The sequence below is a fragment of the Paenibacillus sp. FSL L8-0435 genome, assembly GCF_037965655.1.
GTDB lineage: Bacteria > Bacillota > Bacilli > Paenibacillales > Paenibacillaceae > Paenibacillus.
This window is the reverse complement of the sequence record NZ_CP150185.1, coordinates 4,443,297-4,461,700: the sequence shown is the minus strand read 5'-3', so window position 1 is coordinate 4,461,700 and position 18,404 is coordinate 4,443,297. Positions and strand designations below refer to the sequence as shown.

At 46.8% G+C, this 18,404-nt stretch carries 17 protein-coding genes; 13 read left to right on the top strand and 4 right to left on the bottom strand.

What is annotated here, in order from left to right; translation table 11 throughout:
* Nucleotides 1-43 precede the first annotated feature (43 nt).
* From dinG to NST33_RS19680, 13 genes are all read left to right on the top strand, one after another.
* Entirely contained in the window at nucleotides 44-2,905 is a 2,862-nt protein-coding gene (gene dinG, locus NST33_RS19740; protein WP_221820352.1) for an ATP-dependent DNA helicase DinG, read from the top strand.
* 218 nt (nucleotides 2,906-3,123) lie between these two features.
* Nucleotides 3,124-3,777: a redox-sensing transcriptional repressor Rex gene (locus NST33_RS19735; RefSeq protein WP_076209939.1), complete on the top strand. Its 654-nt coding sequence runs from the start codon at nucleotides 3,124-3,126 to the stop codon at nucleotides 3,775-3,777.
* Nucleotides 3,764-5,071 carry an amidohydrolase gene (locus tag NST33_RS19730; RefSeq protein WP_221820354.1) on the top strand — a complete coding sequence of 436 codons (1,308 nt, stop codon included), beginning with the start codon at nucleotides 3,764-3,766 and terminating at the stop codon, nucleotides 5,069-5,071. The genes NST33_RS19735 and NST33_RS19730 overlap by 14 nt, the downstream gene beginning before the upstream one ends.
* Nucleotides 5,072-5,108: 37 nt before the next feature.
* Nucleotides 5,109-5,639 carry a DUF5590 domain-containing protein gene (locus NST33_RS19725; RefSeq protein ID WP_076209941.1) on the top strand — a complete coding sequence of 177 codons (531 nt, stop codon included), beginning with the start codon at nucleotides 5,109-5,111 and terminating at the stop codon, nucleotides 5,637-5,639.
* Between the two features lie 301 nt (nucleotides 5,640-5,940).
* Nucleotides 5,941-6,468, top strand: a complete 528-nt coding sequence (locus NST33_RS19720; RefSeq protein WP_091017992.1) for a hypothetical protein — start codon at nucleotides 5,941-5,943, stop codon at nucleotides 6,466-6,468.
* Complete coding sequence (locus tag NST33_RS19715; protein ID WP_221820356.1) at nucleotides 6,461-7,963, top strand: AAA family ATPase; 1,503 nt, start codon at nucleotides 6,461-6,463, stop codon at nucleotides 7,961-7,963. The genes NST33_RS19720 and NST33_RS19715 overlap by 8 nt, the downstream gene beginning before the upstream one ends.
* 133 nt (nucleotides 7,964-8,096) lie before the next feature.
* On the top strand, nucleotides 8,097-8,969 hold the full coding sequence (locus NST33_RS19710; RefSeq protein WP_017687750.1) for a 3-hydroxyacyl-CoA dehydrogenase NAD-binding domain-containing protein: 873 nt from the start codon (nucleotides 8,097-8,099) through the stop codon (nucleotides 8,967-8,969).
* On the top strand, nucleotides 8,966-10,171 hold the full coding sequence (locus tag NST33_RS19705) for an acetate kinase (RefSeq protein ID WP_036671987.1): 1,206 nt from the start codon (nucleotides 8,966-8,968) through the stop codon (nucleotides 10,169-10,171). Before NST33_RS19710 ends, NST33_RS19705 begins: the two co-directional genes overlap by 4 nt.
* Nucleotides 10,172-10,272: 101 nt before the next feature.
* Nucleotides 10,273-11,568: an asparagine--tRNA ligase gene (gene asnS / locus NST33_RS19700; protein WP_017687752.1), complete on the top strand. Its 1,296-nt coding sequence runs from the start codon at nucleotides 10,273-10,275 to the stop codon at nucleotides 11,566-11,568.
* 20 nt (nucleotides 11,569-11,588) lie between these two features.
* Nucleotides 11,589-12,293, top strand: a complete 705-nt coding sequence (locus NST33_RS19695) for a DnaD domain-containing protein (RefSeq protein ID WP_221820358.1) — start codon at nucleotides 11,589-11,591, stop codon at nucleotides 12,291-12,293.
* Between the two features lie 76 nt (nucleotides 12,294-12,369).
* Nucleotides 12,370-13,041, top strand: coding sequence for an RNA polymerase sigma factor (locus tag NST33_RS19690; protein WP_339304793.1), 672 nt, complete (start codon nucleotides 12,370-12,372; stop codon nucleotides 13,039-13,041).
* Nucleotides 13,034-13,486 carry a hypothetical protein gene (locus NST33_RS19685; RefSeq protein ID WP_221820360.1) on the top strand — a complete coding sequence of 151 codons (453 nt, stop codon included), beginning with the start codon at nucleotides 13,034-13,036 and terminating at the stop codon, nucleotides 13,484-13,486. Before NST33_RS19690 ends, NST33_RS19685 begins: the two co-directional genes overlap by 8 nt.
* A gap of 28 nt (nucleotides 13,487-13,514) precedes the next feature.
* Nucleotides 13,515-14,816, top strand: a complete 1,302-nt coding sequence (locus NST33_RS19680) for a multi-tm2 domain protein (RefSeq protein ID WP_221820362.1) — start codon at nucleotides 13,515-13,517, stop codon at nucleotides 14,814-14,816.
* A 149-nt stretch (nucleotides 14,817-14,965) separates the two neighbouring features.
* Here the strand turns inward: NST33_RS19680 and mtnB are convergent, their stop codons facing one another.
* The 4 genes from mtnB to proC are packed head-to-tail and all read right to left on the bottom strand — an operon-like array spanning nucleotide 14,966 to nucleotide 18,377.
* Complete coding sequence (gene mtnB / locus NST33_RS19675; RefSeq protein ID WP_221820364.1) at nucleotides 14,966-15,619, bottom strand: methylthioribulose 1-phosphate dehydratase; 654 nt, start codon at nucleotides 15,617-15,619, stop codon at nucleotides 14,966-14,968.
* Nucleotides 15,620-15,622: 3 nt separating this feature from the next.
* Nucleotides 15,623-16,300 (bottom strand): 2-hydroxy-3-keto-5-methylthiopentenyl-1-phosphate phosphatase, encoded by a 678-nt coding sequence (locus NST33_RS19670; RefSeq protein WP_221820366.1) that lies wholly within the window; start codon nucleotides 16,298-16,300, stop codon nucleotides 15,623-15,625.
* A complete protein-coding gene (locus NST33_RS19665; RefSeq protein ID WP_221820368.1) occupies nucleotides 16,297-17,520 on the bottom strand; it encodes a 2,3-diketo-5-methylthiopentyl-1-phosphate enolase in 1,224 nt (407 codons plus the stop codon). Before NST33_RS19665 ends, NST33_RS19670 begins: the two co-directional genes overlap by 4 nt.
* Nucleotides 17,517-18,377 carry a pyrroline-5-carboxylate reductase gene (gene proC / locus NST33_RS19660; RefSeq protein ID WP_221820371.1) on the bottom strand — a complete coding sequence of 287 codons (861 nt, stop codon included), beginning with the start codon at nucleotides 18,375-18,377 and terminating at the stop codon, nucleotides 17,517-17,519. The genes NST33_RS19665 and proC overlap by 4 nt, the downstream gene beginning before the upstream one ends.
* Nucleotides 18,378-18,404 lie beyond the last annotated feature (27 nt).

The following is an 18,404-nucleotide window of genomic DNA, read 5'->3' as shown; positions in this document are numbered from 1 at the left end:
TATGCTGTAACATAGACTGGAATGGAAGGGACCGTACATTGCAATGAAATTTGCCGTATTGGATTTCGAAACAACCGGCACGCAGTCCGACGGTGAGATTATACAGGCCGGACTTGCCATCATAGATCATGACTACAGCATAACTCAAATATATAGTTCTTATGTGAACCCTGGTGTACCGATTCCCCCGTTTATTTCGGGGTTAACGGGTATTACCGATGAAGATGTGGCGGACGCTCCTTCACTCGAAGAGATGATGATGGAGATGGTTCCGCTGCTTAATGATGTGGTGCTTGTTGGACACAACGTCGCTTTTGATTTTCACTTTTTGCAGAATGCTCTCGACCGTTGCGGTTATTTGCCGTTCACTGGCCGCATTCTGGACACGATTGATTTTCTGAAGATTACATTCCCATCACTGGGTTCTTATCAACTCGGTTATGTGTCTTCCGAATTTGGATTTCAACATGACCGCCCTCACCAGGCAGACAGTGATGCACTGGCGACAGCCTATGTGCTTCTCAAGTGTCTGGATGAGTTAAAGGAATTACCGCTCATAACGATTCAGCGCCTCAGTGACCTGTTTGCACCAGAAGACAGTGACTTGGGTTGGTTCTTGGACGGAATGCGCAGTGAGAAGGAAGCAGAGCCGATTCAGGATCTGGACGGACATACCTATTATCGTCAGCTTGCTCTTAATGTAAGTGATTGGACCGATATTGGTGCACCACGCGATGAGCGGGAGGCTAACCCCCTTGATGGTGTAAGCTTCGAACAGTTTATGGACCAGGTTCGGGAGAACCTGAAGGATACACTGGATCATTACGAAGAGCGTGAAGCGCAGACTCAGATGTTCAGCAGTGTAAGGCAAGCCCTGGATGAAGAGAAACATCTCTTGATCGAAGCAGGAACAGGCACTGGTAAATCTCTGGGTTATCTCTTGCCTGCTATTTACGAAAGTGTGAAGCAAGAACAGAAAGTTATGGTTAGCACGCATACAATCAATCTGCAGGAGCAATTGAGAGAGCGAGACATTCCGATGCTGACCCAAGTGGTTCCGTTCCCGTTTAAAGCTGCTGTCTTCAAAGGGCGTGGACATTACCTGTGCCTGCGCAAATTTGAACACAAAATCAATAAACGTGAATTCGCCACACCTAAAGAGGATTATTTCACAGCAGCTCAGATGATTGTCTGGCTTACGCAGACCGAAACCGGAGATGATGAGGAGCTTAACCTTAGCGGACGCGGAGGGGACTTCTGGGAGACCGTACAGAGTGAATCCGAATCATGTCTGGGAAGATCCTGTCCATGGTTCCGCAAATGTTTCTACCATCGTGCCAAACATGAAGCAGGGTTGTCTGATATCGTAATCACCAATCACTCCAAATTATTTACGGATGTGAAAGCCGCGCATCAGCTGCTGCCAGCCTATGAGAGTCTTGTGATCGATGAGGCACATCATCTGGAGGATGTCGCTGGTAAACATCTTGGAATGCATATGAAATATTTCACCTTGGTTCATACACTGACCCGCCTATTTAAAGACAGTCGTAATGGTCAGCTGCCTATGCTTCGTTCCCAGTTATCCGGGCATGAAAATTCAGTGCAATGGGGCTCCATGGTGGATCAGATGTTCCCGCTGGCTGTTGAGGTCAAGGAACTGTGGGATCGTATGAGCGATGCCTTGTTCGGTCTGTTGCCTGAACGAAGTGATGCTTCACCGGGAGAGACGGGGCAATTTTCACTGCGTCTGAAAGCATCTCAGAAACCGGCAAAATGGGAGGAGCTGCAGGATCTGGAGAACCAGATCTATGTGACTCTGGGTGATTTGGTTCGCAAAGGGGACAAATTGCTGCTTGAGGTGAAAGAGGATCAGGATGATTATCAATCGGATAGTCTGATCACGGACATTACAGGATTGTTGAAAGATCTGACCACATTGAAGGAGAATCTTCGTTTCTTCATGCGCATGGATGATGCCAAAACGGTATACTGGATGGAAGCTAGCGGCCAGTTCCGCAGTAAATCTCTCCAGCTGTATGCCGTACCTGTAGATGTCAGTGCACAGCTTAAGGATTTGTTTTTTGACAAAAAGAAAAGTGTTGTGCTTACATCGGCTACGCTCTCTGTGGATAAGTCATTCCAGTTCATGATTGAACAGCTTGGCTTGCAGGAAGCTTCCGAGAATAATCGGCTGTTAACGTCGATGCTGCCATCACCTTTCAACTATCGCGATCAGGCACTTCTGGTGATTCCGCGTGATTTCCCGAGTGTGAAGGGAAGTGTGGGTGATGCGCACTTTGTTAATATGCTGGTGCAATCACTCGCAGAGACGGCAATTGCTACGCGTGGACGCATGATGGTTCTGTTTACTTCATACAAGATGCTGCGACAGGTCTATGATCCGCTGAAGGAGGCACTGTCTGGTAACGACATCTCGTTGCTTGGGCAAGGCGTTGACAGTGGAAGTCGTTCCAAATTGACTCGCAGGTTCCAAGATGCCAAAGCAACGGTACTTTTGGGCACAAGCAGCTTCTGGGAGGGTGTAGATATCCCGGGAGAGGCCCTAACCTGTCTCGCTATTGTTCGACTGCCTTTCCAGCCACCGAATCATCCGTTGGTGGAAGCCAAGAGTGAGCTGCTTCAGGAACAGAAGAAAAATCCGTTCATGAAACTGTCCGTGCCGCAAGCGGTCATTCGTTTCAAACAGGGATTTGGCCGGTTGGTGCGTACAGCGAAGGACAGAGGAATTGTCATTGTTTATGATACACGGGTGATTGAAGCGTACTATGGTAAATTCTTTTTATATTCATTACCTGGTCCCAAAATGGAACACATGCTCACGGAGCAGATGGTTCCACGAATTACCGAGTGGTTGGAAAAACCTGCTAATGAACAAAAATAATGGTTGTTTTGTTCGTTACATCATTGCATGACACTATTGTTTGGCGTTAAACTTTATTAGATATTTCCGTATCCGATTAAAGCAGTTGCACGTAAGAACTTATAACCTAAATTACAAGGAGCATTCTGTATAAAATGTCACGTTTATCTTTGAGTTTATACAGAATGCTCATCTTTTCATCTATTATTTTATCGTGGCCTTGGTAAGGGGGAGCAAGAATGAAATCGGATAAAATTTCGGAAGCGGTGGTACGACGTCTGCCTGTATACTTGCGTTATTTGAACGAGTTGCATCAGCGTGAGGTGGCTACTGTTTCTTCTCAAGAGCTTGGACAGAGGCTGGATCTGAATCCGGCCCAAATTCGTAAAGACCTGGCTTACTTCGGTGATTTTGGTCGTAAAGGGATCGGGTATGATGTATCCTATCTGATCGAGAAAATTCGTCACATTCTCAAGATCGATCAGCAAATTAATGTAGCTCTGGTAGGCGCGGGTAATCTAGGTCAAGCCTTGTCCAACTACAACGCATATCTGAAAGACAACATGAAGATTGTTGCTGTATTTGATGCATATGGACCGAAGATTGGTAGTCAAATCAACAGTTTGACGGTAAAACCAATGGATGAATTGACGGAAGCGGTTAAAACGGATAACATCCGCATCGGAATTATCACGGTTCCGGATACGGAAGCCCAAAATGTAGCCGATCAGCTTATTGAATCCGGAATCGAAGCGATCCTTAATTTTGCACCAACAATTCTAAAAACACCGCCGCATATCCGCATTCACCATGCTGACTTTACAACGGATCTGCTTAGTTTGGCCTATTACTTGGAGACTGGAAAGGACGACGAGGAAGATGACAACAAATAGATGGGTAATCCACAACGGCAAATTTGCCGTTAATGAAGGCGGCACAACATGGAACGTGGTCCAAGGATACATGGTTGTTGAGAATGACAAGATTGTGCATATTGGTGAGACATTGCCGGATGAAGACAAAAATAGTACCAAGGTAGATGGAAAAGGACTGTTCTTCCTGCCGGGTCTGATCAATACGCATGGTCATGCAGCGATGTCGTTGCTCAGAGGGCACGGAGACGATCTTGCATTGCAAGTATGGTTGCAGGAAAAAATGTGGCCGATGGAAGCGAAAATGACTTCAGAAGATGTATATTGGGGAACCTCGCTATCGGTGCTTGAAATGTTGAAAGGCGGAACTACAGCTTTCCTGGACATGTATGATCACATGGATCAAGTGGCCAAAGTTGTGGAGCAATCCGGCGTTAGAGCAGCACTGGCACGTGGTGTAATCGGGCTGTGCTCGAAAGAAGAGCAATTGCGGAAGCTGGAGGAGTCGGCAGCGTTTGCACGTGAGTGGAATGGACAGGCAGATGGTCGTATTACAACCGTAATCTCGCCACATGCCCCATATACATGCCCTCCTGACTACATAGAGAAGCTTGTACAGGTCGCGAATGACCTAAACCTTCCTCTCCATACACATATGTCTGAAACGCTTCGTGAGGTGGAGCAGAACGTGGCTGATTATGGACTGCGTCCTGTGGCACATCTAGAGAAACTGGGATTTTTCTCCCGTCCATCCCTGGTTGCACATGCGGTGCATCTGAATGATGAAGAGATTGAGATTCTGGCCCGTCATGATGTGGCTGTATCCCATAACCCGGGAAGTAACCTGAAACTCGCTTCCGGTGTTGCGCGGGTACCTGCGATGCTGAAAGCAGGAGTTACCGTGTCACTCGGAACAGACGGACCAGCAAGCAACAACAACCTGGATATGTTCGAGGAAATGAGACTGGCTGCATTGATCCACAAAGGTGTATCTGGTGACCCGACGGCAGTACCGGCAGGCGAAGCGTTACTACTCGGAACGTTATATGGTGCCAAATCCATCTTCTTGAACAATACCGGAGCGCTTCAGGTCGGCATGAAGGCTGATTTTATCGCCCTTGATATTGAACAGGCACATTTCTATCCACATACAGACCTGATCTCACATACGATCTACTCGGCTTCTGCCAAAGATGTTGAGCACGTATGGGTGGATGGAAAACAAGTGGTGAAACATGGCGAATGTCTGACGCTGGATGAAGAACGTATTTTGCGTGAGTCTCAATTGGCATTTGATGGTCTGCTTGCTCGTTAATTGCAGGACAGCATCATAGGGAAAGGAAGTTCGGCTTTTGAAGAAAAAAAAGAAGTGGATATGGATTTCGCTACTTGCACTGGTTCTGATTCTGTTTGGACTTCAGCGTTATTACGTCTATGTCACGCAGGACCAGCGCAAGGAAGAAGCGCTCGCTATAGAGGCAGCACAGAAGCAACTGGGCATTACATCCTATGATGAATTGCGCAAGTACATCTGGGGAGACAAAGAAGGCTCTGACAATATCTACTGGACCCTGATCGGCAAAAATAAGGATAACCAGGATGTTATGGTCTGGGTTAAATTCGATGCAAACAATCAACCGGCTAAGGGTGCAAACGCTGTACACAGTGAGCTGCTGCAGAATGGCATGTCCGAAGCGCAGATCCGCAATCGCTTCAGTTCTGAAGTTCCTGCCGGTGAGATTAAGCGAATCATGCCCGGAGTTGTGAATGGAATATATGTGTGGCAAGTGTATTATAAAGACGGTACGCATAACCACTATCGCTTTTATCGTTTTAGCAACGGAGAACAGGTGGACCTGGTCTACACCCTCCCGAACAGCTAGAACAAATAGAGTGACATAACTAGAGAATTTAAAGAAATGAAAGAACCGGCAGACGGATATCCGACTGAACCGGTTCTTTGTGTTGTCTGTAAACATTTTTGATTTAAATAGTTAAAATTAATAATTTATTCATATTTTCGCCTTCGAAATTGTATATACGATGTGATATACTCAGATATGTACTCAAAGTTACATTCAAAACAAATAAACCTGTCGAAATTATCGCAGGAGTCAATGTGCACATATTCGTATATACCAATAAGCCAGTAGGTTAGGCCAAAATCTGGGAGGGGTAATTCACTTGAAGCTAAAAGTATTGCCTATTGCTTTAACTGCCGTCATTTCAGCCGTTGTGTTGTTTGGAGGTTGGTTTGTATATCGTCAGGTGGCCGTGCAGAATCCGATTGAAAAGATGGTTACCCAGTACGATGGAGTCAATGACGTTCAATTAACTATTAACCGCAATGACGTACAATTGAAACTGGATCTGCAACCTGATGTTGATTTGGGCAGACTGGTACAATATATTCACAAAGAAGGACAGACGGTGATTGGTTCACGCTCGTTAAAGCTGGATGTTGTGGATCATTCCAACGAGGCGCTTGAGAACTGGTGGGGTGATGCCATGTTTACCGTAGCCCAGGCGATGGAGAACAAGCAGTACACCGAAATTACACCAACGTTGTCGAAGATGGCGACGAACGGGATTAAAGTGAATACAGCTATGGATGACAACAATGTATATGTCAGTCTCAGTGACGGAGATGCTAGCAAGTTTATAATTCTGCCGCGTGTGCCCGGTCAGATAGGAGTGTGGCCTAATGCCTAAATGGACAAAAGAAGTTGCCATCGGATTTTTTCCTGTGTTGATTATTTTCCTTGCGTTTACTGGTGTTAATATTGTTCCGATTCTTATTGCGGCGGCGGTTGTCGGTGGTCTGCTGTTCATGATGCAAATGCGTGGCGGGATTACAGTAGGCGCTGCACAGGAACGTAAACGTAAGAAAAAAGGACCTTCCAAGCTTACTTTTGAAGAAATTGGCGGACAGGACAGTGCCAAGCAGGAATTGCGTGAAGCGCTTGACTTTCTGATCAAACATGAAGAAATCCGGAAGTTCGGGATTCGCCCGTTAAAAGGGATCTTGCTGACGGGCCCTCCAGGGACAGGGAAAACGTTGATGGCGAAGGCTGCTGCACATTACACCGATTCTATTTTTGTAGCAGCATCGGGTAGTGAATTCGTGGAAATGTATGTTGGTGTGGGTGCCAGCAGAATTCGGGATTTGTTCAAGGACGCGAGAACCCGTGCCACCAAGGAAAATAAGGAAAACGCTATTATCTTTATCGATGAAATCGATGTCATCGGGGGGAAACGTGAGGGTGGTCAACAGCGTGAATATGATCAGACTCTGAATCAGCTCCTGACGGAAATGGATGGAATCTATTCTTCCGATACGCCAAGAATTCTGGTTATCGCTGCAACGAACCGTAAAGAGATGCTGGATAGCGCCCTAACGCGACCGGGACGTTTTGACCGTCACATTCAAGTGGACTTGCCTGACAAAAAGGGCAGAAAGCATATTCTGGAACTGCATGCGGTGAACAAACCTCTGTTGAAGGAAGTTAATCTGGAGAAAACAGCGGAAGAATCATATGGTTTCTCTGGTGCACAACTCGAAAGTGTGATGAACGAAGCGGCAATATACGCCATGCGGGATGGGCTGTTGAACATCGAACAGCGGCACTTGTCTCTGGCTATTGATAAAGTCATGATGGGTGAAAAGACAGACCGTGAGTCCAGTGTGGAAGAGAAGAAAAGGGTCGCTATTCATGAGTTGGGACATGCCATTATGGCTGAACTTGTTCGTCCAGGCAGTGTTAGTCAGGTGGCACTCAGTCCGCGTGGTCAGGCGCTGGGATATGTCCGTCATAACCCGCAACAGGAACAGTTCCTATATACGAAGCGCTTCCTGGAAGAGCAGATCATGATTGCACTCGGAGGAGCAGCTGCGGAGGAAATGTACTACGGTGGTCGTTCCACAGGTTCACGCAATGACTTCGATCAGGCAACCAATGTTGTGCAGACGATGATGGCTTCCGGATTGACTTCACTTGGGATTGTGAACATGGATATGGTGACAACCGAGGAACTGATGAGAGAGAATAAATTAATTCTGCAAGAACTGATGGAACAGACGAAGCGGTTGCTTGAAGAACAACGGACAATTTTCGACAATTCACTCGACATCTTGATTCGTGAGGAAGTTTTGTCTGGCGAACAATTTCGTTGTCAATTTCGTGACAGTGCCCTTCTACCAGCATAATTTATTTATGCTGGTTATTTTTTTTTACATTTCACTCGTGCTAAGATATTATTATATGTTGGGTCGAAATTTGTAATTTTCGGCGAACAGGGTACAATAGAGAAATAGAGAACCGAAAGGATGGAGCAGAACCATGTTTTTCAAAAAAATAGGAGTTGTCGGCGGCGGTACGATGGGACAAGGTATTTCCCAGATGCTCGCAGCCAAAGGACTTGATGTGCTTCTCGTGGAGCATACAACACAAAAGCTGGATCATGCATATGACATGATCGAAACCAATCTGGATAAACAACTGGAGAAATGGGCGATTACAAAAGCGGAGAAGAAATTGATTCTTTCCCGCATTACCAAGGTAGCTCATTTAGCTGAACTTGGAACTTGCGACATGGTCATTGAGACAATTTCAGAGGATCTGGATGCGAAAAAAGCAGTATTCAGCCAACTGGACCAAGTTTGTCCAAGCAATGTCATTCTGGCAAGTAATACATCCACGCTGAGTTTGACCGAGCTTGCAAGCTCGACCAAATATCCAGAGCGTGTTATTGGCATGCACTTTATTCACCCGGTATCCCGGGTTGATCTTGTAGAGATTATTCGTGGACTGAAAACTTCGGATACAACATTCGAAGAGACCAGACGTTTTGTTGAAGAAGTAGCGGACAAAAAAGGAGTCATGATTTATGAATCCCCTGGATTCGTAACTTCCCGTCTGATCTGCCTGCTGATTAACGAAGCGTTGCATGTATTGCAAGAAGGTGTTGCATCTGCTGAAGATATCGATGATGCAATGCGTATCGGATACAACTTCCAACATGGACCACTCGAAATGGCTGACCGTTTCGGATTGGATTCTGTTGAAGCTGCACTCGAAAGAATGTTCCGTGAATTCGGAGAATTGAAATATCGTCCTTCTACAGTCCTGAAGAAAATGGTGCGTGCAGGACACCTGGGTGCCAAAACAGGCGAAGGATTCTTCAAGTACGACAAGGATGGTGACCGACTGTGAAAGTACTCGTAATTAATGCGGGGAGTTCCTCGCTCAAATATCAACTGTATAATATGACTGACGAATCTGTACTGGCTAAAGGTTTGGTAGAACGGATCGGAATGGATTCCTCCATCCTGACACACAAACCGACAGGCCGTGAGGATGTTACAGAAGTTAGTGAGATTCTGGAGCATACAACAGCGATCCGTAAAGTCATTGATATTTTGACTCACAAAGAAAATGGTGTACTGGATTCTGTAAGTGAAATTCAAGCTGTTGGACACCGTGTTGTTCACGGTGGTGAAGCATTTAAAGAATCTGCATTGGTAGATGATGCTGCCAAAGCTGAAATTCGTCGTTTGTTCGACTTGGCTCCACTTCATAACCCTGCAGCAATGATGGGTATTCGTGCGGCTGAATTAAATATGCCTGGTGTGCCACAAGTTATGGTCTTCGATACAGCGTTCCATCAGACGATGCCTGAAAAAGCTTACCTGTATGCTATTCCGCGTGTACTTTACAAAAAATATAAAGTACGTCGCTACGGCGCACATGGTACTTCCCATGATTTCGTAAGCAAGGCAGCTGCTGAATATCTGGATCGTCCAGTGGAAGATCTGAAAATTATCACTTGTCACGTCGGTAACGGCGGTAGTGTAACAGCAGTTAAAGGTGGCGTATCCGTTGATACTTCGATGGGTATGACTCCGCTTGAAGGATTGATGATGGGAACGCGTTCTGGTGACCTTGACCCAGCCATCGTACCTTATGTAATGAACAAGGAAGAACTGAGCGTAAGTGAAGTGAACTCCATGTTGAACAAACACAGTGGATTGCTTGCGATCTCCGGAATCAGCAGTGACATGCGTGAGATTACGGAAGGTATGGAGAATGGCGATGCCAACTCCACGCTTGCTTTTGAAATGTACGAATACCGTCTGCGTAAATACATCGGCTCATATGCAGCTGCAATGAACGGTGTAGACGTGATCGTCTTTACGGCTGGTGTAGGTGAGAACTCCGTTGTACTTCGCCAAAAAGTATGTGAGCAACTCACTTATCTGGGTGTTGAACTGGATGAAGCGTTGAATGCCATTCGTTCTGGCGAACCACGCCGGATTACAACAGCGAACTCCAAAGTGGAAGTTCTCGTTGTGCCAACAAACGAAGAATTGGTAATTGCACGTGATACACACCGAATCGTATTGAATTCTCAGTAATCTAACTGTAAAGTAAATATAGAATGACAAGGAAGTGCAGGGGACAGGCATAAGCCTGCCCGCTGCATTTTCAAATTCAGGAACCAAGGGGAGATATGGGCATGAATACGAATTGTGTAATTCGTAATGTGAACGAGCATGTAGGCGAAACCGTAACAATCGGTGCCTGGATTAACAACAAACGTTCCAGCGGTAAAATTCAGTTTTTGCAGCTGCGTGATGGAACCGGATATATCCAAGGGGTTGTTGTAAAAAGTGAAGTTAGTGAAGAGATCTGGAACAATGCCAAGAGCCTGACCCAAGAAAGCTCTTTGTATGTTACAGGTATTATTCGTGAAGAACCTCGCAGTGCGTCCGGTTACGAGATGACTGTTACAGGGGTTGAGATTATTCACCTGACTGAAAACTATCCAATTACGCCTAAAGAGCATGGTGTTGATTTCTTGATGGATCATCGTCATCTGTGGCTTCGTTCCACGAAGCAGCGTGCTGTTATGGTGATTCGTGCAGAGATTATTCGCGCTGTTCAGCAGTTCTTTGATGGTAACGGATTCACACAAGTTGATCCTCCGATTTTGACACCATCGTCTGCGGAAGGAACAACGAACCTGTTCCACATCAAATACTTTGATGAAGATGCTTATCTGACACAAAGTGGTCAATTGTATATGGAAGCTGCAGCTATGGCGCTGGGCAAGGTATATTCCTTTGGTCCAACATTCCGCGCAGAGAAGTCCAAAACACGTCGTCACTTGATTGAGTTCTGGATGATTGAGCCGGAAATGGCATTTGTAGATCACGAGGAAAGTCTGCGTGTACAAGAGAAATTTATCGCTCATGTCGTTCAATCCGTGGTGAAAAACTGCCGTGCAGAACTGGAATCTATCGGTCGTGACGTATCCAAACTCGAAGGCATCGTAGCGCCATTCCCGCGTATTACGTATGATGAAGCTATTGAATTCCTGCATGGACAAGGCTTTGATATTCCTTGGGGAGAGGACTTTGGTGCACCGCACGAAACAGCAATTGCTGAGAAGTATAATACACCGGTCTTTATCACACATTACCCTGCTGGAATCAAGGCTTTCTATATGAAACCAGATCCAAATCGTCCTGAAGTTGTTCTCTGTGCGGATATGATTGCACCAGAAGGCTACGGAGAGATTATTGGCGGTTCGCAGCGTATCGATGATCCGGAATTGATGCAACAACGTTTTGAGGAGCACAATCTCTCGGATGAAGCTTACCAATGGTATCTGGATTTGCGAAAATACGGATCGGTTCCTCACTCCGGTTTCGGTCTGGGATTGGAGCGGACGGTAGCATGGATCTGTGGATTGGATCATGTACGTGAAACAATCGCATTCCCACGTATGCTCTATCGTCTGTACCCTTAATGTTTAACCGAGGAGCGTCTATGGAAGACACTACATCCAAAGCTTGGTTGGATGGAGCAGCTTATGGCATGACTTCGGGTACAGCCCATCTGCCGTATGCCTTGTTACGTTATTATCACCAGCTTGGCCTATCAGATGCAGAAGTTCTTCTTCTGATTCAACTGCTAGGGTTCCGTCAGGCAGAGTTCAATGAGTTTCCCACGCTTGAAGAGCTTGCGGCGCGCATGGGACTTGCACCTGAAGGCATTGCCAGAATGTTGCAACGTCTAATGAGGGATGGGTATATTGCTATTGACGAGCACCGTGACGAAGAACGGGACATCCAGTACGAGCGATATGATTTACATGGATTATATGCCAAGCTTGCAGCATGTACTGCTGAAGAAGTAGCCGCATTCCGTGCGGAGCAGCAGCGCAGCAATACAGCACGTCAAGATTCGAACAGTGTTCAAAAAGAAGAGGAAGAACGGAACATGTTCTCCATTTTCGAAAAAGAATTCGGACGTCCGCTCTCGCCAATGGAGTGTGAGACGATATCCGGCTGGTTGGATCAGGACCGTTATCAAGAGGAATTGATTCTCATGGCTCTGAAGGAAGCGGTGTTTGCAGGCAAAGTACATTTTCGGTATATCGATCGAATCCTGCTTGAGTGGAGTCGCAATCGTGTCAAGACCGTTCAAGACGCGAAGGCGTACACACAGCGGTTTCGTAATGGTGGACGTTAATTCCAGCGTAGACAGGGACAAGAAACAGGCCAGAAGTCATTCTGTGCCTGTTTTTTTTGGATTAAAGATTGGATGAGTGATCAGCAACATCAACCTTTCAGGCAATGATTTCATTTTGTTTTACAAAAATTTGATGGATCACGCAGGGGTTAACACACAAGCTGTCGTCTATAGTATTGGAGAGGAGGGGAGAGTTATTGATGAAGCGCGCGTAATCGAACAAATCCGTCAAGGAGATACATCCCAGATGCGTACTCTGATTGATAAGTATAGCCAGCATGTATACCATGTGGCCTATTCCGTACTCAGGAACGATCAGGAAGCACAGGATGCAGCTCAGGAGGCGTTCATACAGATGTATAAGTCTCTCCCCGACTACCGTTCTGAAGGTTTCAAAACGTGGTTAACCCGAATTGCCTTTCACAAAGCGATTGATGCCAAACGCAAGCTGGGCAGACGAGCTGCTGAGGATCCGGGTGGAGAAGAAAAAATAATCAATATGCCCGGACGGGATGAAGACGTTCTTACCCGTCTCGTTCGTGAAGAACGTCAGGATAAACTTCGCGAACGAATTAATCAGTTGCCTGCTCAGCATCGTGACATTATCACTGCGTATTATCTAAGCGAAAAAAATTATGAGCAGATTGCCAGTGATGCACAGGTGGCTGTGAAGACCGTGGAATCCCGCTTGTATCGTGCCCGGCAGTGGATTCGAAAACATTGGAAGGAGGATGAATGGCGTGAGTAAACAGGAGAAGTATACCGCTGCGCAATGGACTGATTATATTGAAGGCCATATGAGTGAAACTCAAGCGAACCAAATGGAACAGCTTCTGCTGGAAGATCCGGATGCGATGGACATATATTTGGAAGCGCTCGGTATCCATGGGGAACTGCCTCCGTTGTCTGACCCGGCAGGGTTTGCGGATTCAGTCATGCATCGGATTGAAGACATTCAATCCTCTAAGTCTCAACGTAAATCCCGCGCTGGACGAAACCGGCGCTGGCTTGAACATAAAGTGTTTCATTATGCGGTAGCAGCCTGTCTGACATTGATCTTCCTCTCATCTGGACTTTTTGACAAGGTAGCCCCTTATCACAAGTTCCAGGATGGCGACCACAGAGGGTCTTTCACCGAGAAATGGACGGAGACAGCCACTTCATGGCTGGATAACCTCAAGCCTAAACCATAAATGGTTTCGCATTGCCTGAAAAGAAAGGATGACGACTGTGCACTCAGATCGTAACAAATTACTCGCATTTCTATTAAACCTGATACCCGGTCTTGGTTTCATGTATTGGGGACGGGCTGCAAGAGCCGTGATTTATCCATTGCTTTTCTTCGGAACAGCTGTTGGTTCATTCATGTTAGCCATGGTCACTAATGAACAAGATTTATTGATTTTCGGTGCACTTTTTGCTGCTTTCTTCTGGGGGATCAGCATGCTGGATATGGTTATTGTTCTGCTCCGTACACCTTCTGCCCGAGAAGCACATTATAGGGGATACGGTGCGGCTTATGGAGCGCCTCCACACCAAGGGGCAGCCTACCAGGGAGCATACATGGGTCAGCAAGGGCCTATGGAGCAGATGAATGAAGATGAGCTGCATCAACATCCAGGTGGTGAATATGGCCATCCTGAGGGGCCCTATGGTCAACCCATGTACCAAAAAGGCAGTGAGGGTGAACGATTCTTCACTATTTTGCTCTCATTTGTTCCAGGATTGGGACATCTTCATCTGGGATTGTTGCATCGCGGGTTGTCCTTCCTGATGGCGTTCTTTGGTTCATTTGCCATGATGGTTTTTGTAGCTTCGATCACCAATGAATCGGTATTTTTGATGTTCCTACTCATACTGCCTGTAATATGGGTATACTGCATGTTTGACGCGGTACAGCATGTCCACCGTAAGCAGGCTGGTGAGATATTGCAGGATCGGACATTATTCGAAGAATTGGAGATGGGCAGAGTAGCCGGACGACGTAGCAAAGTGCTTGCAACGCTGCTATCTGCTTTTCCAGGTGCAGGTCATCTATATCTTGGATTGCAGAAAAGAGGCATGCAATTGATGTTCCTGTTCCTGGGCAGCATCTATGTTCTGGACCTGCTTCATTTATCGGTGTTTCTGTTCATGATTCCGTTGATCTGGTTCTACAGCTTCTTTGACGGGCTACAGTGCTCCAGTCGCTATGGACGCGAGCCTTTGGTTGATCAACCGATCTTCAAGGACTGGGCCCGCCATCAGCGTCTGATTGGATTCGGGATTGCCGCGCTGGGTCTATATTACCTGGCGATCCGTCTTGTCATTCCTCAGCTGAATGAACTCTTCCCTAATGCATTTATGACGTATGAGATACGTTCCTATTTAAATACCGTCATCGTATCCTTGCTGCTCATTTTTGGCGGTTTGAAACTGCTGTTTGGCAAGCAACGGGGGACGGGTATCCAAAGTGGTACTCATCGAAATGATGAGGGAGCAGACAGTCTCTTTTTATTCAAGGATCGGGATGATCGACTGTAGAGTGACCTAAAGATTATTTACACTGACACTACGATGACAGAGCAACCTTTCAATCGCTGTTATCCCACAACAAAAACACGCCAAGGGCTATGTATATCAGCCTCTGGCGTGTTTTTGGTTGTGCAGCTTTGATTTCGAATAAATGATTGCTATTTCGTAGCGCCCTTCAGCAGAAGTTGACGGTACATCACTTCGAACAGGAATTCGAACGCTTCCAGATGACGTTTCGCTTCAAAAGCATCTTTACCCCACGCATATATGCCGTGGTTCCGAAGTAAGATCCCTGGTACGTTGGCATCAAGTACACCTGGCACCAATTCAGCGATAGATGGAATATCTGCAAAGTTAGGAAGGACAGGTACACGAATCTCCGTATTTTCTTCCCAGATGTTGAAAGCCTTGATCAATTCAATACCTTGAATCGGTACGTGTCCATCTGCTCCAAAAAATTCGCTAATCAGGTTGTTAAACACGGTATGCACGTGGAATACAGCACCACAACCGGTCAAACGATAGATTTCACAGTGAATCAACGTTTCGGCACTTGGTTTCAACGTTGTTGTCTCAATCGCTTTGCCGTGTTTGTCCACAAAAAGGAAGTCTTCCGGTGTGCGAAGAGATTTGTCTTTGCCTGAGGCGGTAACCGCAAAATAAAATTGCTCCGGATCAAAGTCTCCTACACGCATCGACAGATTGCCACTTGTTCCAGGGAACCAGTTACGACCGGCAAACAACGCTTTAATATCAGCCAGTTCTTCCAGGACCTGACGTTTGTGTTCCAATGTAATCTTTTCAAAGCCCATCGTTTACAGCACTCCTTGTGTTTGCTTCTGTTTCATATCTTCGATGATATCGTAAAAGGTAACGAATGGCACATGGTCCACACCAAGTTCAATACATTTATCCGTCAAAATGGAGCGGGAGTAGACGAGATCGGCAATCTTTGCACCCTCAAAATCTGTCAGGCTGTCTCCAATAAGAATTCGATTATATTGACCTTCCGGGAAGGTACGAATCACTGTTGTTTTGCACATGCCGCAGCCATTCTCACAAGGAGGTTGACAGGGATTCGGCCATTCAATCTTAATGGTTTCACCCGAGAAGTCAGCTCCGTTGCAATAGACATGATCCTGCGGGATATGAAATGGTGCGAGTAACGGTTCAATGAAAAAGTCCATGCCACCACTGGTCACATTGAATTCGATCCCTTCGCTGCGAACGTAGTCAAGAAACTCGCTGAATCCTTCACGGATCCCCGCTTGTCCAAGCACGAATTCCACAATTTCTTCTTTCTGCGACGCAGGCAGAAGAGCAAACATAGCTCCAACACCTTCACGCAACGAGATGTTCTGCTCAATCGTATCTTTCATAATCGCTTCAATGCCCTCAGGCTTGAAATGTTTCATGATCGCTACGATGTTGTCCGAGAGGGTAATCGTACCATCAAAGTCACAGAAAATGACTGTTTTTTTATCACTTCTCATCGTTCGCCACCCCACAGGTCCAATGCGCTTTTCAGCTCAGGATGCTCGGTTGCATATTGCGCGAGTGGAATGGAACGCTGGGCTGCCTCAATCGCTTGCAGGAATGCACGTCCGCCTGCCTCAGTGCCCATCGGATGCCCATGTATACCGCCACCAGCATTAACGATGACATCTGTGCCAAAGTCGCGCAAAATAAGCGGTACAAGGCCTGGGTGTATACCGGCTGAAGGCACTGGCATACTGGTTCGTACTGGCAGATCAGCTGTCAGTAATTGCTCCGTGATCGCCATGTTTTCTTCCTTCGGCATCGTAACCGAACCATAAGGAGAAGGGAAGAGCACCAGATCGGCACCCGCAAGACGCATCAGCTGGCCAAGTACAACCGAAGCCGAGATGCCGTAATGGGGTGAAGGATACAGTGCACCTGCAAGAGCAGGGTGAGCCATAATCGGCACATTGATATCAGGATCACTGCTGAGTTCATGCAGGACATCATATCCGTATGACAATACGTTGAACAATAATGCATTTGCTCCAGCGCCAATGGCACGTTCAGCTTGTTGCTTCAGACGAGATGTAGGTCCTGTAAGATTGGTTGCATACAGAAGTTTCTTGCCGGTCTCCTTGCGTGCCTGTTCGGCAGCTTTCATGCAGACCTCGACTCTTTTTTCGATGGGTGTCAATTTATTCTCGAACAGAATTTCATCGTCCTTGATCAGATCAACGCCACCAAGAGCCTGACGAATAAATTGTTCACGCAGTTCGTCTGCATTTAGCCCAATAACTGACTTAAAGATACTCATTAACAGTGGACGATCATGCACACCAAGCAGATCACGAACACCATTCAGTCCAAACTTGGGTCCAGGGAATGCACTGAGGAAGCCATCCGAGAAACCAAGCTTTGTTAGTTTGATCCGGCCATCCATTGAGATTTTGCCAAAGACCGTCACGAGCAGGGCAGGGATATCACGGCTGAAGTTAACATCAGGATATCCAATGGTAATATCAGCGTAACGCTCACCCGCAGCCATTCCTTCAGCTTCATGGACTTCTACGCTGATGACTTCGCCCAGATGTTTCTGCATCGCTTCACGCTGGGCTTGTGGCAACTCCGTCCAGCTACCCACGGTCATGCCAATCGCGATGGACTGAGCTTTCTTGCGAAAGTCTGCATGATCATCATGCAGCCGATATGTGGCTGTACACATGTTATTCATTTTAAATCCCCTTCCAAAGCAGCTCCCATCTCCCGTGAGCGCTCTGCACAGCGGTTGACGGCTGCGATTACATTTTCAAAGAAATCTCCTTCGTCCAGCGTTTTCAGTGCTGCCTGGGTTGCCCCTCCCGGGGATGTCACATCACTACGAAGCTTCATCGGTTCCAAACCGGTTTGTTGTACCATTCGTGATGCGCCCAGCACCGTCTGAACAGTGAGATCACGAGATTGCTGGCTGGATAAACCACCACGAATACCTGCGGCAATCATGGCCTCCATTAAATAGTATACATAAGCAGGGCCGCTTCCGGAAATCCCTGTGAGCACTTCGAGTTTATCTTCAGGCACGATGGTCACGATACCAACCGCTTCAAACATGGTCATTACCGTACTGCGCTGATCATCCGTAATCTCCGCAGAGAAGGCAAGACCGGTTGCGCCAAGTCCGATGGTACTGGATGTGTTCGGCATGGTTCTGGCGATCGGTTGTTTACGACCGAGCAAGGAATGCATCGTGCGGATTGATAATCCGGCAATGACAGATACGATCAGTTGATCAGGTGATAACAGCGGACCCAGTTCGCGCAGTGCTGCGGCAGCATCTTTGGGTTTCATACAGAGTACAATGACTGGAGTGGAGGCAAGATGATCCAGAGATTGTGAAGCCGTTCCGGTATGTACTGCATAACGGGTGCTGAGCTCCTCCTGACGTTTCTGGTTGCTGCGGTTCAGCATCGTAATATCCTGAGGACGAACGACTAGGCGGGAGATCAGTCCGCGCACGATGGCTTCAGCCATCGCGCCTGCTCCGTGGAAAGTAATCTTCTGTTGTAGTAACGTCTGTTGCTCTTGACTCATATTTATCGTTCCTCCTATATAACTGGT

Excerpts from the sequence above, each read along its gene's own strand:
- NST33_RS19735 (WP_076209939.1), top strand. The coding sequence starts at position 3,124 with ATGAAATCGGATAAAATTTCGGAAGCGGTGGTACGACGTCTGCCTGTA.
- NST33_RS19665 (WP_221820368.1), bottom strand. The coding sequence starts at position 17,520 with ATGAATAACATGTGTACAGCCACATATCGGCTGCATGATGATCATGCA.
- NST33_RS19695 (WP_221820358.1), top strand. The coding sequence starts at position 11,589 with ATGGAAGACACTACATCCAAAGCTTGGTTGGATGGAGCAGCTTATGGC.
- mtnB (WP_221820364.1), bottom strand. The coding sequence starts at position 15,619 with ATGGGCTTTGAAAAGATTACATTGGAACACAAACGTCAGGTCCTGGAA.
- NST33_RS19670 (WP_221820366.1), bottom strand. The coding sequence starts at position 16,300 with ATGAGAAGTGATAAAAAAACAGTCATTTTCTGTGACTTTGATGGTACG.
- NST33_RS19730 (WP_221820354.1), top strand. The coding sequence starts at position 3,764 with ATGACAACAAATAGATGGGTAATCCACAACGGCAAATTTGCCGTTAAT.
- asnS (WP_017687752.1), top strand. The coding sequence starts at position 10,273 with ATGAATACGAATTGTGTAATTCGTAATGTGAACGAGCATGTAGGCGAA.
- NST33_RS19715 (WP_221820356.1), top strand. The coding sequence starts at position 6,461 with ATGCCTAAATGGACAAAAGAAGTTGCCATCGGATTTTTTCCTGTGTTG.
- NST33_RS19680 (WP_221820362.1), top strand. The coding sequence starts at position 13,515 with ATGACGACTGTGCACTCAGATCGTAACAAATTACTCGCATTTCTATTA.
- dinG (WP_221820352.1), top strand. The coding sequence starts at position 44 with ATGAAATTTGCCGTATTGGATTTCGAAACAACCGGCACGCAGTCCGAC.
- NST33_RS19710 (WP_017687750.1), top strand. The coding sequence starts at position 8,097 with ATGTTTTTCAAAAAAATAGGAGTTGTCGGCGGCGGTACGATGGGACAA.
- proC (WP_221820371.1), bottom strand. The coding sequence starts at position 18,377 with ATGAGTCAAGAGCAACAGACGTTACTACAACAGAAGATTACTTTCCAC.